At 55.1% G+C, this 14870-nt stretch carries 17 protein-coding genes and 1 tRNA gene; 10 read left to right on the top strand and 8 right to left on the bottom strand.

Annotated features, from left to right (window positions below):
* Positions 1–115: 115 nt before the first annotated feature.
* The 7 genes from ihfB to KO486_RS15285 all read left to right on the top strand — a co-directional run bounded on the left by ihfB (position 116) and on the right by KO486_RS15285 (position 4519).
* Positions 116–397 carry an integration host factor subunit beta gene (gene ihfB / locus KO486_RS15255; RefSeq protein WP_216038131.1) on the top strand — a complete coding sequence of 94 codons (282 nt, stop codon included), beginning with the start codon at positions 116–118 and terminating at the stop codon, positions 395–397.
* A gap of 9 nt (positions 398–406) precedes the next feature.
* Positions 407–757 (top strand): LapA family protein, encoded by a 351-nt coding sequence (locus KO486_RS15260; protein WP_216038132.1) that lies wholly within the window; start codon positions 407–409, stop codon positions 755–757.
* A 5-nt stretch (positions 758–762) separates the two neighbouring features.
* The gene (locus KO486_RS15265; protein WP_216038133.1) at positions 763–1425 is read left to right on the top strand and encodes a phosphoribosylanthranilate isomerase; all 663 of its coding nucleotides are present in this window, start codon (positions 763–765) and stop codon (positions 1423–1425) included.
* Between the two features lie 81 nt (positions 1426–1506).
* Positions 1507–2733 carry a tryptophan synthase subunit beta gene (gene trpB / locus KO486_RS15270; protein WP_216038134.1) on the top strand — a complete coding sequence of 409 codons (1227 nt, stop codon included), beginning with the start codon at positions 1507–1509 and terminating at the stop codon, positions 2731–2733.
* A gap of 204 nt (positions 2734–2937) precedes the next feature.
* On the top strand, positions 2938–3426 hold the full coding sequence (locus KO486_RS15275) for a PepSY domain-containing protein (RefSeq protein ID WP_252734827.1): 489 nt from the start codon (positions 2938–2940) through the stop codon (positions 3424–3426).
* A gap of 72 nt (positions 3427–3498) precedes the next feature.
* A complete protein-coding gene (locus KO486_RS15280; protein WP_216038135.1) occupies positions 3499–3978 on the top strand; it encodes a PepSY domain-containing protein in 480 nt (159 codons plus the stop codon).
* Between the two features lie 37 nt (positions 3979–4015).
* Positions 4016–4519: a helix-turn-helix transcriptional regulator gene (locus KO486_RS15285; protein ID WP_216038136.1), complete on the top strand. Its 504-nt coding sequence runs from the start codon at positions 4016–4018 to the stop codon at positions 4517–4519.
* Here the strand turns inward: KO486_RS15285 and KO486_RS15290 are convergent.
* Genes KO486_RS15290 through pth form a run of 4 tightly spaced genes read right to left on the bottom strand, consistent with a single transcriptional unit; the run spans position 4516 to position 7871 of the window.
* Positions 4516–4893, bottom strand: coding sequence for a DUF2237 domain-containing protein (locus KO486_RS15290; RefSeq protein WP_216038137.1), 378 nt, complete (start codon positions 4891–4893; stop codon positions 4516–4518). The two genes, KO486_RS15285 and KO486_RS15290, sit on opposite strands and share 4 nt — an antisense overlap.
* Complete coding sequence (locus tag KO486_RS15295) at positions 4893–6074, bottom strand: serine hydrolase (RefSeq protein WP_216038138.1); 1182 nt, start codon at positions 6072–6074, stop codon at positions 4893–4895. Before KO486_RS15295 ends, KO486_RS15290 begins: the two co-directional genes overlap by 1 nt.
* A 55-nt stretch (positions 6075–6129) precedes the next feature.
* Positions 6130–7146, bottom strand: coding sequence for a DUF2332 family protein (locus KO486_RS15300; protein ID WP_216038139.1), 1017 nt, complete (start codon positions 7144–7146; stop codon positions 6130–6132).
* Positions 7146–7871: an aminoacyl-tRNA hydrolase gene (gene pth, locus KO486_RS15305; protein ID WP_216038140.1), complete on the bottom strand. Its 726-nt coding sequence runs from the start codon at positions 7869–7871 to the stop codon at positions 7146–7148. The genes KO486_RS15300 and pth overlap by 1 nt, the downstream gene beginning before the upstream one ends.
* Positions 7872–8082: 211 nt before the next feature.
* Between pth and KO486_RS15310 the strand changes: the two genes are divergently transcribed.
* On the top strand, positions 8083–9240 hold the full coding sequence (locus KO486_RS15310; RefSeq protein ID WP_252734829.1) for an EAL domain-containing protein: 1158 nt from the start codon (positions 8083–8085) through the stop codon (positions 9238–9240).
* 80 nt (positions 9241–9320) lie between these two features.
* Here KO486_RS15310 and KO486_RS15315 read toward each other — a convergent pair whose 3' ends face one another.
* The 3 genes from KO486_RS15315 to trpA all read right to left on the bottom strand — a co-directional run bounded on the left by KO486_RS15315 (position 9321) and on the right by trpA (position 12156).
* The gene (locus tag KO486_RS15315; RefSeq protein WP_216038142.1) at positions 9321–9977 is read right to left on the bottom strand and encodes a 50S ribosomal protein L25/general stress protein Ctc; all 657 of its coding nucleotides are present in this window, start codon (positions 9975–9977) and stop codon (positions 9321–9323) included.
* Positions 9978–10120: 143 nt separating this feature from the next.
* Positions 10121–11284, bottom strand: a complete 1164-nt coding sequence (locus tag KO486_RS15320) for an alpha-hydroxy acid oxidase (protein ID WP_216038143.1) — start codon at positions 11282–11284, stop codon at positions 10121–10123.
* A gap of 80 nt (positions 11285–11364) precedes the next feature.
* Positions 11365–12156, bottom strand: a complete 792-nt coding sequence (gene trpA / locus KO486_RS15325; protein ID WP_216038144.1) for a tryptophan synthase subunit alpha — start codon at positions 12154–12156, stop codon at positions 11365–11367.
* A gap of 176 nt (positions 12157–12332) precedes the next feature.
* Between trpA and ychF the strand changes: the two genes are divergently transcribed.
* Positions 12333–13430 carry a redox-regulated ATPase YchF gene (gene ychF, locus KO486_RS15330; protein ID WP_216038145.1) on the top strand — a complete coding sequence of 366 codons (1098 nt, stop codon included), beginning with the start codon at positions 12333–12335 and terminating at the stop codon, positions 13428–13430.
* 227 nt (positions 13431–13657) lie between these two features.
* Positions 13658–13747, top strand: a tRNA-Ser gene (locus tag KO486_RS15335).
* Positions 13748–13881: 134 nt separating this feature from the next.
* Here KO486_RS15335 and iolG read toward each other — a convergent pair.
* Positions 13882–14868 carry an inositol 2-dehydrogenase gene (gene iolG / locus KO486_RS15340; protein ID WP_216038146.1) on the bottom strand — a complete coding sequence of 329 codons (987 nt, stop codon included), beginning with the start codon at positions 14866–14868 and terminating at the stop codon, positions 13882–13884.
* Between the last annotated feature and the right edge of the window lie 2 nt (positions 14869–14870).

Consider the following 14870-nt stretch of genomic DNA (forward strand, 5'->3'; position numbering starts at 1 on the left):
AAAAGGCAGGTAAATTTGTAGATCGGGTTCTTCCGTGAACGAAATTTCCACCCTATAGTTACCGTCAAAGGGCAGATGCGCCACTGCCACTGATAACACCTGGGGAGACGACTATATGATCCGGTCCAAACTGATTGAGACTATTGCTGCGGAAAACCCGCACCTTTATCAACGTGACGTCGAGAATATCGTGAACACAATTTTTGACCGTATCATTGACGCAATGGCGGATGGTGATCGTGTCGAACTTCGTGGTTTTGGTGCATTTTCTGTTAAGAAACGCGATGCGCGTTTGGGACGCAACCCACGCACAGGGGATGCGGTTCAAGTCGAAGAAAAACATGTACCATTTTTTAAGACCGGTAAGCTCTTGCGGGACCGCCTGAACGGGAAGTAAACTACCGTCATGAAATATATCAAATATACCTTTTGGCTGATCGTTGCGGTCTGCCTCATTATCGTCGGGATGGCGAACCGCGGTATCGTGACTTTGCGTGCGATGCCAGAAGGCTTGGCCAGTCAGTTGGGAATTTCACCGGACATCGAGATGCCATTGTTTATGGCGATCTTTATCGGTGTCGGCATTGGCCTGTTGATCGGGTTCATGTGGGAATGGGTTCGTGAGCACCGTATGCGCAGCCACGCGAAATCCAAGGTCCGCGAAGTTGATGCGCTGAAGCGCGAGATCGATTCGCTGAAAACTGAAAAGCACGAAGGCAAAGACGAGATCGTCGCGCTGCTTGATAAAGCCAGCTGAACACCATGACCGTTCCAGTAAAGATTTGCGGGCTGGTTGAGCCCGTAACCGTTGCAGCTGCGGCAGCCGCGGGTGCGCGTTATCTGGGATTTAACTTTTTCCCGAAAAGCCCCCGTTATGTGTCCCCCGAACAGGCGGCAGCGTTGATGCTGGATGTGCCGATAGGCGTGGCCAAGGTGTCGTTGACGGTCAATGCCGATGACGCAACGCTTGATGAGATTGTGAGCACCACAACGACGGACATGTTGCAGTTGCATGGCAGTGAAAGCCCACAGCGTGTCGCAGAAGTACGCGCGCGCTATGGTTTGCCAGTCCTTAAGGCAATCGGGATCGCCGAAGCCGCTGACTTGGAGCAGATCGACATCTTTTCAGACGTCGCAGATCAGCTTTTAGTCGATGCGAAAGCCCCCAAAGGCGCAGTCTTGCCCGGTGGCAATGGTTTGGCGTTTGATTGGGAACTTCTGCGGTCGCGCAAATACTGGACCAAGCCGTGGCTGTTGGCGGGCGGCCTGACACCAAGCAACGCAGCACTGGCACTCGCCAAGACAGGTGCGACGCAGTTGGATGTGTCCTCGGGGGTAGAATCTGCACCCGGTGTAAAGGACGCAGATATGATCCGAGCGTTTATTAATGCAGCAAATGCACCTGCGGCACCCTCGCTGAGCTAGGAAACACCACGGGCGGCTTTACGGGGTGGCAGGACCGCGCTACATCTCGCGCCAGCCCCATGCAAACGGCGGAGACTCGCGATGAACGATCTATTCAATTCCTTCATGACTGGCCCTGATGAAAAGGGCCGTTTCGGTGATTTCGGTGGGCGGTTCGTCTCTGAAACGTTGATGCCTCTGATCCTTGAGCTTGAGGAGCAGTATGAGCACGCCAAAACGGACGAGTCGTTCTGGGCGGAAATGCACGATCTGTGGACGCACTATGTGGGTCGCCCATCCCCGTTGTATCACGCCGAACGCCTGACAGAGCATTTGGGTGGCGCGAAGATTTACCTCAAGCGCGACGAGTTGAACCACACCGGCGCCCATAAGATCAACAACGTGTTGGGCCAGATCATCCTGGCACGCCGTATGGGCAAGACTCGGATCATCGCGGAAACCGGTGCTGGGCAGCACGGCGTGGCTACGGCGACGGTTTGTGCAAAGTTCGGATTGAAATGCGTGGTCTACATGGGCGCTCATGACGTTGAACGTCAGGCCCCCAACGTATTCCGTATGAAACTGCTTGGCGCAGAGGTTGTTCCTGTGACGTCGGGCCGTGGCACACTGAAAGACGCGATGAACGACGCCCTGCGCGACTGGGTAACCAATGTGCGTGATACATTCTACTGCATCGGCACCGTTGCGGGACCACATCCATACCCCGCTATGGTCCGTGATTTCCAAGCGATCATCGGCAAAGAAACCAAAGAACAGTTGCACGCTGCAGAAGGCCGGTTGCCAGATACATTGATTGCCGCAATTGGCGGTGGATCTAACGCGATGGGTCTGTTCTTCCCGTTTCTCGATGACAAGAGCGTCAACATCATCGGCGTCGAAGCGGGCGGTAAAGGCGTTAACGCCAAGATGGAACATTGTGCGTCGCTGACAGGCGGTCGTCCGGGTGTACTGCACGGCAACCGCACGTATCTGTTGCAAGACGATGACGGTCAAATTCTAGAGGGCCATTCGATATCTGCGGGCCTCGATTACCCTGGTATCGGACCAGAACACAGCTGGCTGCATGAAATCGGCCGCGCTGAGTATGTGTCGATCACGGATGTCGAGGCGTTGGAAGCGTTCCAGCTGTCGTGTGAAATGGAAGGCATCATTCCCGCGTTGGAACCATCGCATGCCTTGGCGCATGTTTGCAAAATCGCTCCGGACCTTCCGTCTGACCATTTGTTGGTCATGAATATGTGTGGCCGTGGTGACAAGGATATTTTCACCGTCGCCAAGGCCCTCGGCTGGGATATGGACAACGGCTAATAGACATGGCGCAACCGCGCTAGAAAGCCCGCCCGGTGTGGCGGGCTTTTGCTGTTTTCGCATAAACTGAGGTTTATGGACGTGTTACCCAGGTTTACAGGCGTCCAAATAAACTCATGATCAATGTCACCAGCGCATCATGGATGGTCTGGTTTGGACATGCCATGCAATCGGGTGTGGTCTTGTCTGTAAAAGGAAAACGTCATGATGAAATCGAAAATTTTTGCAACGACCGCTTTGGTAGCAGTGTCTGCAACCTTCGCGATGGCCCAATCGCCAACAGATCAGATTGTCGCTAATCTGCAATCGCAGGGTTTTACACGGATCGAAATCGAAGAAGGCCCAACCCAGATCAAAGTTGAAGCGATCCGCGCCAGTAATAGGCTCGAAGTCGTTTACAGCGTCTTGACCGGTGAGATTCTGCGTCAGGAAATGGAACCTGTTGATCGCGGAGACGACACATCGCCTGGCCTTGAAATTGATACCGCAGATGAAGATTTTGTCGGCGATGATGACCACGACGACGACGACGATGATGACCACGACGACGACGATGATGACCACGACGATGATGACGACGACGATGATGACGACGATGATGATGATGACGACGATGATGATGATGATGATGATGATGATGATGACGACGATGATGATGATGATGACGACGATGATGATGATGATGACGACTAGGTCATTGTCTCCAGACGCTTTACTTCACACCTCAGGCCGTCCGGCCTGGGGTTTCACTTGCGGGGGACATGAATGCTAAAACGGATTTTAACCGCTGCCAGTCTTGCGATCGTTGTTGCCACGAGCGCCGGAGCGCAGACGACGCAAGACGACATAATCCGGCAGCTACAGGCTGATGGGTATCGGGATATCCGGGTGTCTCGCACTTGGTTGGGAAGGGTCCGTGTGGTTGCCGAAGGAGGTGATCGGCACCGCGAGGTTGTGTTCAATCCAATCACCGGAGAGATTCTGCGCGATTTTGTCCAGCGCAATCATCGCGAATTAGAGCATGACGATGATGATCGGTCGACAACACGCCCGACAAGCAATGGTGGTGCCACGGGCGGTGATGAAGATGACGATCATCAAGACGATGAAGATGAAGATGACGACGAAGATGATGAAGATGATGAAGACGATGATGAAGATGAAGATGACGACGAAGATGAAGACGATGATGAAGACGATGATGAAGACGATGATGAAGATGAAGATGAGGGGGAAGACGATTGATCTGCTTTACACCCCGATACGCCGAATGTAGCCCTCTATGACCCATCGCTTTGTCCTGATCTCGATCTTTGCCTTACAGATTGTCTGTGCTGCGTTTTTTGTGTTGAAAACTTTCTCTGCGCTTTTGGGCATCGGGCCCTTCTCTTGGCAGCTTCTTGAATTGATCGAGATCGGCGCCGCCTTGGGCTTGTTGTTGGGGGCGGTTCTTGGGGGATTGGCGGTGCGGCGGTCACTGAGACGCTCCGCACGGATCGAGGATCAGCTGCGGGCAGCGTCCGGTGCCTTCATGGAGCTGTTGAACGATCGGTTTGACCAGTGGTCCCTCACGCCAGCAGAGAAGGACGTGGCATTGTTTTCTATTAAAGGCCTGTCGACCGCCGAAATAGCACAACTGCGCGAGACGTCTGAGGGCACCGTGAAGGCGCAAACCAACGCGATCTACCGCAAGGCCAAGGTGAGCGGCCGTTCCCAACTTTTGGCGCTATTCATTGATGATTTGGTGGATATGCCTGCCGCTGCTGAAAAAGCCACCAGCGGCTAGGAGGCCGTCGCTGCGTGGCGTTGTAACACGGTCAGGGGGACGATTTCCAAGGCGCGGTTGTGGGTCGCCGCAAGGTTAACCCGTGGTGCGCAGCCTTCATCGGCCGCTTGCAAAAACCGCGCGGCACAGAGGCACCAGCTATCCCCCGACTTCAGTCCAACAAAGCCAAATTCAGGACGAGAGGTGCTCAGGTCATTGCCGACATATTTGCTGAACGCGAGAAATTCATCCGTCATTACGGCGCACACCGTATGGCTGCCGCTGTCTTGATCGCAGGTGTCACAGGCTCCATTGCGAAAGAACCCTGTCATTGGGTCCGTTGAACAGGTCTGCAACGTCTCACCGAGCACATTGAGAGAAGGGTCTTTATCCATCAGTCGAGGCTTTCTGCTATTGCTCGGAACATTGCGACGTTGCTGTCCGCCACGCCATCCTCGCGAAACGCGCGATCTGCGGCGTTTACCGCAATAACAACGCCGCGCGTGCGGTCAATGTAGATGTATTGGCCGTAAATGCCACGGGCCATGAATTGGCCTTCGGAGGCACCAACGGGCACCCACCACTGGTATCCGTATCCAATTGCTCCATCGGCGGTTGGGGCGCTGGCGGCGGTGCTTTCTTCGATCCATGCTTCGGATACGATGCGATTTCCGAACGCGATTCCGCCGTTGGCGACCATGTTACCGAACAGCGCGTAATCATGGGTCGTGAGGTTCAGACCACCCAGCACAAAGGCGACCTCGTGTCCGTCCGCCAGATAGTAAGGTGTGACGGTAAGCCCGAGAGGTCCGATGACCTTTTCGCTGAGCAAGTCAGGGATTGAACGGCCCGTTGCGCCACGAATTACCATGCCGACGATGTGGGTGTCGATCGACACATACTGCCATTGGCTGCCAGGTGCCGCGAAGGTTTCGTTTAGCCCTTCGGCAAACCCGTCCATAGATTGACCAAGCGCAAGGACGCGGCCCATTTTGTTTATGTCGCTCCAGAAATCGAGGTAGTCCTCGTCAAACGTGACGCCGGAGGACATCTGCAACACGTCTTTGATGCTGGCATCTTCATAAGACGATCCAACAAGGGACGGCACGTACTGGGTGACTGGCGCGTCAAGGTCGGGGATGGTGCCGTCTTCGTGTAAGATGCCCATCAGGACAGACAAGAACGACTTGGCGACAGACCAGCTAATCCTAAGGGACGCGGCAGGATTGTCTTCGTCATTTGTCGTCAGTGGGTAGCTTTCATGACGGATTACACCGTTTTGCACCACGATGACGCCGGTTACAGCGCGGTCTTCGCTCCATAACTCAAACCCCGTCGGCGGCGTCATTGGCGCGCCTGTGGGGAGCTGGTTCACGATGGTGTCGTCACGCGTCAGGGGGATATGCTCGAACATCGTGTCCATGGCTTTGAAATTGGCGACGATGCGATCTTGGGAAAAGAGAGAGTTAACAGCCATCAAACGCGCGACTTTCTCGCGCTGAAGAACAGCAATCACCGAGATGAGAAGAAGGCACAGCAGAAGGCCAATCCCGATCCATTTCAAAGTGGTCTTCATAGCGGTTCCCTTGATTTCTTTTTGCAGCCTGACACGGGGCGTGGACTGCGACAAGTCAGATGGCCCAGTCGACCCAACGTCCATGAAAATCGACGCGGCCAAGCGAAAGGTGCAAATCGCCAGGCCAAAGCCGGAGCGTCAGGGCGGCGCCATTTCCAGCGCCATCATTTTCCATCTGAACAAAGGCCAACGGGCTGTCGGGCGTCGCTGTCGCGCCCGCGTCTTGGATGAGCGTGAGGCCTTGTTTTTGTTTTTCCGCGGGGAAATACTGCCATGCTACGGTGGTGTAGATCATATGGGTTTGGCCGCTAATATGGGGCAGGCGGGGCGCGAGCCAGTCAATGGCGTCGCCTTGATCTACGGGTGCTGGCGGCAAATCGAGAGCTGCATCCGTAAGCTCTAGTCTGTGTGGCTGGTCGGGCCAAAGGTACGCACGCAGGCGCAAGCTGTCTTCGATTGGATCGACTGGGTTCAAATCAACACCACGTCGCTCAACGACCCGAGGGTGCGTCATTGGGGGCAGATTGCCCGTCCAGTCAGGTCTTAGCGTCAAGGCGGCATCTGTGGGCCCATAGGTGGTGTCGCCAACTTGTAACGCGAAGCGATTCCAGCTGAGGTTCAGTCCCGCGCTTGCGCCAAGCTCAGACACCCTCATTGGGTTGGGGAAGTACTCGGTGATCTTGTGCGCGGCGGCGATCAACGCGGATGCGCGGCGGACTTCGTTGGTTTGGGGGGGATTGTCGATAAAGGCGTCGATCTGGGCAGTATAATTGCGAAAGGTTTGGTCAAGAGCGCGCCAAAGATCATCATCCGACACTACAGCGGGCGGATAGACGGTATCGAGCACTCGATCTCCCGAGAGGCGCAGCGCATGTAGTGCTCCACACAATCGCAATGGCACGCTATCACCGCCCGGGCCAATGTCGCCTTGCCAGTCAAACAGGCGATCTGTCAGAGGTGATCCGCGTCGCAGTTGCTTGGCCAAGACGCGGCACAGCTGGCCCATAAAGGGTGAACCTAGTGCGATGCAGTGGTCGGCCTGCTGAAGAAACGCTGTGCGCAGCCCTTCCATTAACGGAACTTGTCCGCGAGTTTTTGCATGGCCGAACGCGTGTCAGCTTCCGCCTTAGGTTCCTGATCTTGGTTCGGCTTGGATGCGGCCGCTTTTTGATTTGGCTTGGCATCCGGTTCTTGTTGGCTTGATTTCTGGGTTCCTGTTGACGGTCGCGGTGGGTTCACTCGCAAGGCAACTGCATTTAGGAATTTCGGGCCTTCATCATCAGCCAGATAGGCGATCCCGTCAGACATGCCGCGCAAGACATCGTCGAGCCAGTTCTGATCCGCTTTGGCAAAGTCGCTCAGTACATAGCCCGGAACGCGATCTTTGTGGCCCGGGTGGCCAACGCCCAAACGCACGCGATCGTAATGCGGCCCGATGTGTTGATGAATTGAGCGTAGACCGTTGTGGCCCGCATGACCGCCTCCAGCCTTTAGGCGCACTTTAGCTGGGGCGAGATCGATCTCATCATGGAACACGGTCACATCCGTGCTGTCGAGCTTGTAAAACCGCATTGCTTCGCCGACGGATTGACCAGACAGGTTCATGAAAGTCTCTGGCTTAAGAAGGATGACCTTCTCGCGTCCCAAACGACCTTCGCTGACCTGGCCCTGAAATTTGCCACGCCATGGGGCAAAGCCGTGATCGCGCGCGAATTCATCCAGCGCCATAAAGCCGATGTTGTGTCGGTTCTGCGCGTATTTCGAACCGGGGTTTCCGAGGCCAACAAATAATTTCATGCCGTCTTATATCGGCACTGGTTCCCGTCGCCCAGCCCCCAGATCGCAGGGATGAAGTGATAAAAATTGTAACGATCTGAAAATGACTTGGTAACGGTTTGTTCAGGCCGACTGTTGCATCTCTCATGGGTGAATGAGGAACCAAATGCCGAATCCCCCACCTACAAAAGCCATCGTACCGAACATGATTGAACCCGACGGGGATGTAATCATGAACGCGCTGACTTTTGCGCGCAGCCATCTGGATATGGAGGTTGCTTTTCTCGCGCGGATCGTTGGTGATGACCTCGTCTTTGAAACTGTCGTTGGCCCGGAAACCGAAAAGGTAATTGTGGTCGGGCAGTCCGTTCCAATGAAATCGACATTGTCTCAATACATTCTCGAAGGCCTCCTTCCTGAGCTGATTACGGACGTAAAAGACTTCCCCTTCATCCAAGACCTCGGTGTGCTGAAGACCATCAAAATTCAGTCCCATGTCGGCATCCCGATTTACGATTCTGAGGGGGCGATCTACGGGATGTTTAGCTGTGTTGATAGCCGGCCAAGGCCATCGTTAAACGCCCGAGATCTTAAGGTAATGCGGGCTTTTGCATCGCTTTCGGCAGATCAAATCATCCGGCGACTGGCTCAGGAAGAGGCTGCTGCATTGAAGCGAAAGGCAATCGAATCCGTCTTGGAAGGGCAATCGTTTGAGATTGCGTTGCAGCCTATCATGCGGTTGCAGGGGGATGGAACGGCGGGCTACGAGGCGCTTTGCCGGTTCTCTCCTGAACCGTATCGCGCTCCGAACTTATGGTTTGATGATGCCGCCGAAGCAGGGCTGCAGGTGACCTTGGAATTACTGGTCATTGAGGCGGCCCTCGCTCTCCTGCCGCATCTGCCCCCCGAAAGCTATCTCGCGGTGAACTCGTCTCCCAATACGTTGGCGACAGGCAAAATTGCCAAACTACTGGACGATGTTGATGGATCTCGGGTGTTGGTCGAAATAACCGAGCACGCCGAGATCGCGAACCTCGATCAGTTGCTTATGGCGATTGATCAATTGCGCGAACAGAACGTGCGGATTGCAGTGGATGACGCGGGTGCAGGGTATTCCGGCTTGCAACAGATCGTTCGGTTGCGGCCTGAGGTTATCAAACTGGATATGTCGCTGACACAGGACGTCGACAAAGACCTCGCGCGGCGGTCGCTGGCATCGGCGATGGTGCAGTTTGCCAAAGACACCAATGCACGGGTCGTGGCCGAGGGCATCGAAACCGAGGCCGAGATGAGAACCCTGAAACGGCTCGGGGTTGATATGGGGCAGGGGTATCATCTTGGTCGGCCAAAGCTGGCGGCGAATATGTTCGAGCTGGAACAGACGGCCTAAGTCTGCACAGGCCTGCGAAACGAAAAAGGGCGCGCCATTGGCACGCCCTTTGAAAGTCAGTTGGCCGTGTGGCCAACGTCTTATTCGTCGGAAGCTTCTGTTGTTGCTGGAACTTCGTCCGCTGCAACTTCTTCGCCTTCGTCCTCGTCGTCCTCAGCAGATGTAAGGCTCGCTGGGGCTTGAAGGTTCGCAATAACGAAATCACGATCGATTGTTGGTTTCGCGCCTTCAGGCAGCTTGATCGAAGAAATAGTGATCGTGTCACCAATTTCGAGACCGGTCAGGTCGACAGTCAGGCTTTCTGGGATGTCGCCAGCTGTCACAACCAATTCAACTTCGTTACGAACCGGGATCAGAACGCCGCCAGCTTTCAACGCAGGACATTCGTCTTCGTTGATGAATTCAACGCCGATGAACAGGTTGATTTTCGTTGTGCGCTTCAGGCGCATGAAGTCGAGGTGTGTTGGCAAATCTTTAACAACGTGGCGCTGCACGTTACGGCAGATCACACGAACGTCGTCTTGTCCTTCAACCTTCAGGTTGAACAGTGTGGACAAGAAACGGCCTGCTTTCAGCTTCTTCAACAGTACGTTGAAGGGCACGTTGATTGCGATTGGGTCTTCACCACCACCGTAAACAACACCCGGGACGAGGCCGTCGCGGCGTGCTTGGCGCGCAGCGCCTTTACCTGTGTCAGTGCGAAGTGTTGCTTCAAAATCTGGAACTTGGCCAGCCATCTTGGTCTTCCTTTCAATTCGCGCGTCGCTCAACTCTGTTAGCGACCCACTTTTCCATGTCAGGAACCGTGCTGGTCCCTAGTGAAGTCGCGCGTATAGGGCAGGTTTGGCCTTTTGAAAAGGGGGATTCTTGCGCGGATGCGCTAGGCCCATTTGCCAGAAAAATCTTCCGGGACCAGGAGTATGTTTTTATCGACGGTCTTAATGTCGCGGTGTCCGCAAAATGCCATCGTCAGATCCAACTCTTTGTGGATAACTTCAAGCGCCTTCGTTACACCTGCTTCGCCCATCGCGCCAAGCCCGTTGACGAACGCGCGACCAATATAGGTGCCCTTCGCACCAAGAGCGATCGCCTTCAACACGTCCTGACCCGAGCGGATACCACTGTCAAAGTGAACTTCGACGCGGTGCCCCACGGCGTCAACAATCTGTTCCAGCATACGAATGGACGACAGTGCGCCATCCAGTTGGCGCCCGCCGTGATTGGACACGATAATCGCATCAACCCCAAGGTCGGCGGCCTTTTTGGCATCTTCGACGTCCAGAATACCTTTCAGGATCACCGGGCCATCCCACATCTTCATCAGTTCCGCGATGCGGTCCCAATCGAGAGATTGATCGAATGCAGTTGCGGTCCAGTCGGCCAGCGAAGAGGGGTCGCTAACGTCTTTGGCATGGCCGACGATATTGCCGAAAAAGCGGCGTTTGGTTTGCAGCATTTGCAAGCCCCAAGTCCATTTTGTCGCCAGATCAAGCATTGTCGGGATGGTGAATTTCGGCGGGGCCGTTAGCCCGTTCTTGAGGTCTTTGTGCCGCTGGCCGAGGATTTGCAGATCAAGGGTGATGACGATTGCCGAACATTTGGCCGCTTTGGCGCGATCGATCAACCGCTTCATAAAGTCGTTGTCCTTAATGGTGTAGACCTGAAACCAGAACGGTTTGGTCGTGTTCTCTGCAACGTCTTCGATGGAACAGATCGACATCGTCGACAATGTGAACGGAACGCCGAACTTCTCCGCGGCTTTCGCGGCTTTGATTTCACCGTCGGCACATTGCATCCCCGTCAACCCGACGGGCGCGAGTGCGACGGGCATCGCAACGTCCTGTCCGATCATCTGGCTTGTGGTTGTGCGGTTGGCCATGTCCACGGCGACGCGTTGGCGCAGGCGGATCTGCTCAAAGTCAGATGTGTTTTCGCGAAAGGTCTGCTCGGTCCATGACCCACTTTCGGCGTAGTCATAAAACATCTTCGGCGTGCGCCGTTTGTGCAGGCGTTTCAGGTCGTCGATTGTGGTAATGACAGGCATGGCACGGGCTTTCACTGATATTGGTTAGGTTCTTTTACCAATATCAGCTTTTCGGCGCAAATGCTAAGTCCGCATCGCTGTTATGCAGCGTGCGCACCGTCCGATAGAGTTTTCACAAACGCCAAGACATCGGCCACGGGTTCACCTGCGCCGATTTTTTCAACAATTGCCGAACCGACAACTGTGCCATCCGCGACGCCAGCGATATCTTTGGCTGTCTCGGGGGTGCGCACGCCAAACCCAACAATGACGGGCAGGTCGGTTGATGCCTTGATCCGGGCAACTTCGGGCGCAACATCAGAGGCTTGGGCCGCCGCCGCGCCTGTCGTTCCCGTGACGGACACATAATAAAGGAAACCGGATGTATTCTGGAGCACCTTGGGCAGGCGTTTTGCATCTGTCGTCGGTGTCGCAAGGCGAATGAAATTCAGACCGGCGGCCTGCGCAGGAATGCAAAGCTCTTCGTCTTCTTCGGGCGGTAAGTCGACGATGATCAGGCCATCGATACCAGCTTCTTTGGCTTGTTCCAAAAATAGATCAACGCCACGCGAATAGATCGGGTTGTAATAGCCCATCATCACAATCGGTGTGGTGTCGTCGGTCTTGCGCAACTCGGCCGCGATAGACAGCGTCTGGTCCAACGTCATGCCACCATCAAGGGCGCGTTGTCCTGCCAGTTGAATGGTCGCACCGTCTGCCATCGGGTCGGTGAAGGGTAGGCCCAGCTCGATGACATCAACACCTGCAGCTGGCAGGCCTTTCACGATCTCGAGTGAGGTTTCGTAGTCAGGGTCGCCCGCCATCACATAAGCAACAAAGGCTTTCTTGCCGGCTGCACTGAGTTCGGCAAATTTGGCGTCAATTCTGCTCATGGTCGTCCCCTGATCGTGGTGTCGTTTTTCCTTTAGCGGGTTTGCGCGAAAGGACGGGGGAAATCAATGGGCGACATTCAACAGGGCCCAAACAAGGCGCGAATACAGATGGTTGCTTGCGATAGGTCGGGTCACGGCCTAGAAGCCCAAGAAACACGGGTTTAAGGAGCGATCTGATGGGTTTTAAAATGGGTATCGTCGGCATGCCAAATGTCGGAAAGTCAACGCTTTTCAATGCGTTGACACGCACAGCGGCGGCACAGGCCGCTAATTTCCCGTTTTGTACAATTGAACCCAACGTCGGCGAGGTTGCCGTTCCCGACGCGCGCCTTGATAAATTGGCTGAAATTGCGACGTCCAAATCGATCATTCCGACACGCATGACATTTGTTGATATTGCGGGCCTCGTGAAGGGCGCAAGCAAAGGCGAAGGCCTCGGCAACCAGTTCCTCGCCAACATTCGTGAAACAGATGCGATCGCTCATGTTCTGCGCTGCTTTGAGGACGGGGACGTTACACACGTTGACGGTCGCGTTGATCCGGTCGCGGATGCAGAGACCATCGAAACCGAGTTGATGCTCGCCGATCTTGAAAGCATCGAGAAGCGGTTGCAGAACCTTGTGCGCAAGGTAAAGGGCGGCGACAAAGACGCGGTTCAGCAAGTACGTCTGCTAGAGGCGGCAAAGGCGGCTTTGGAAGACGGCAAGCCAGCCCGCGTTCTGGAAATTGACGAAGACGACGTTAAGGCATGGAAAATGCTGCAGCTGTTGACGACAAAACCTGTTCTTTATGTCTGCAACGTCGGCGAGTCCGAAGCGTCAGAAGGGAATGCCCACTCTGCCGCCGTGGCTGAAATGGCCGCATCGCAAGGCAACTCGCACGTTATTATCTCCGCTCAGATCGAAGAAGAAATCAGCCAGCTGGAAGACGACGAAGCACAAATGTTCCTTGAAGAAATGGGACTGAACGAGGCCGGTCTGGATCGTTTGATCAAGGCAGGTTACGCGTTGCTGCACCTGGAAACCTATTTCACCGTCGGCCCGAAAGAAGCCCGCGCTTGGACCATCAAAGAAGGCACATCAGCCCCGAAAGCGGCCGGCGTGATTCATGGTGATTTCGAGAAGGGCTTCATCCGCGCAGAGACTATCGCCTACGATGACTTTGTCACATTGGGCGGTGAACAAGCCGCGAAAGAGGCCGGGAAGATGCGTGCCGAGGGCAAGGGATACATCGTCAAAGACGGCGACGTCCTGCACTTCCTGTTTAACACCTAAAACAAACGTGACCTAATGCGGCGGAAGCCGGCTGAAGGGTGTCTTTACCGCCAAACATTTACCCGCGACGGACGCTTGTTTGGGCAGCGTGTTTGTACCTTAAGACGATGATAAGCAGGCATTATTCGCTATTTTCGTGCCGTTCCTGTTGTGGCAAGTCTTTCGATGTCCATAATATCGAAATTTCAGACTTGCCCCCCATGGCCACTACAACTAAACGGGTCAACGGAGACGTGGCCGAGTGGTCGAAGGCGCTCCCCTGCTAAGGGAGTAGGCCCGGAAGGGTCTCGAGGGTTCGAATCCCTTCGTCTCCGCCACCACACCATTATTTCTAGTTTGATTGGGTCGCCTTGGGCGGCCCTTTTGCCGGAGCGAATTGCTCGCAACAGCAAAAGTTCCTGCTTTCACCCTTTGGCGCCGCTTGGTGCGATACGTGCGGGGCTTGCAAGTCTCAGAACGTTTTACGCTCTCCGTCTCGTGCGGCCGCATCGGCTGCGTCGGCCAGCATTTGTGCTTTTAGCCCGTCTTCGCCGGTTGGCGTCATCGGCACGTTCGACACGATGCTGGACACGAAATGTTCCATCTCAGCGCGGTAGGCGGCTGCGTAACGTTCCAGAAAGAAGGGCTGTGTTGCCGCAGTTTGGTGGCCTGCACCGGTTGCCAGTTGAACGGAGTTCTCGAGCATATTGTCCGCGCGCAGCATGCCTTTTGACCCGTGCACTTCGATCCGTTGATCGTAGCCATAGGTCGCACGGCGCGAATTGCTGATCTGGCACAGCTTACCGCTTGCGGTCTTTAGGGTCACAACCGCTGTGTCGAAGTCACCAGCATCGCCGATTGCAGGGTCAACAAGACAGGACGCTTCTGCGGTAAGTTCAACAGGTTCTTCGCCGAGTAAGAACCGCGCCATATCAAGGTCGTGAATCATCATATCGCGGAAAATTCCGCCAGATGTTTTGATGTAGCCGATGGGCGGCGGGGCAGGGTCGCGCGACAGGATCGTGACGATTTCCACATCCCCGATGACCTGATCGGCAATCTGTTTTTGCAAGTGGGCAAAGCTCGGGTCAAAGCGGCGATTGAAGGCCACCATGAACGGCACGCCAGCGACCTCAACTGCGGCCAGGCATTCGCGAATGCGGTCCACGGACAGATCGACAGGTTTTTCGCAAAAGATCGCTTTGCCTTGTGCCGCGGCTTTGTGAATGAGGTCGTAGTGCGTGGTCGTCGGCGTGCCGATCACGACCGCATCAATGCTTGGGTCTTCCAACATCTCGTCGCTGGTCATGACCTGTGCGCCCAATTGCCCTGCCAATGCGCTCGCCGCTTCTGGCAGGAAATCCGATACAGCAGCTGCCCGCGCGGTGTGCATTCCCGCAAGCGTGGCGCCGTGAACTTGGCCGATGCGGCCACATCCCAAAAGTCCGATATTGAGCATGA

This window comes from Octadecabacter sp. B2R22 (assembly GCF_018861045.1).
GTDB lineage: Bacteria > Pseudomonadota > Alphaproteobacteria > Rhodobacterales > Rhodobacteraceae > Octadecabacter.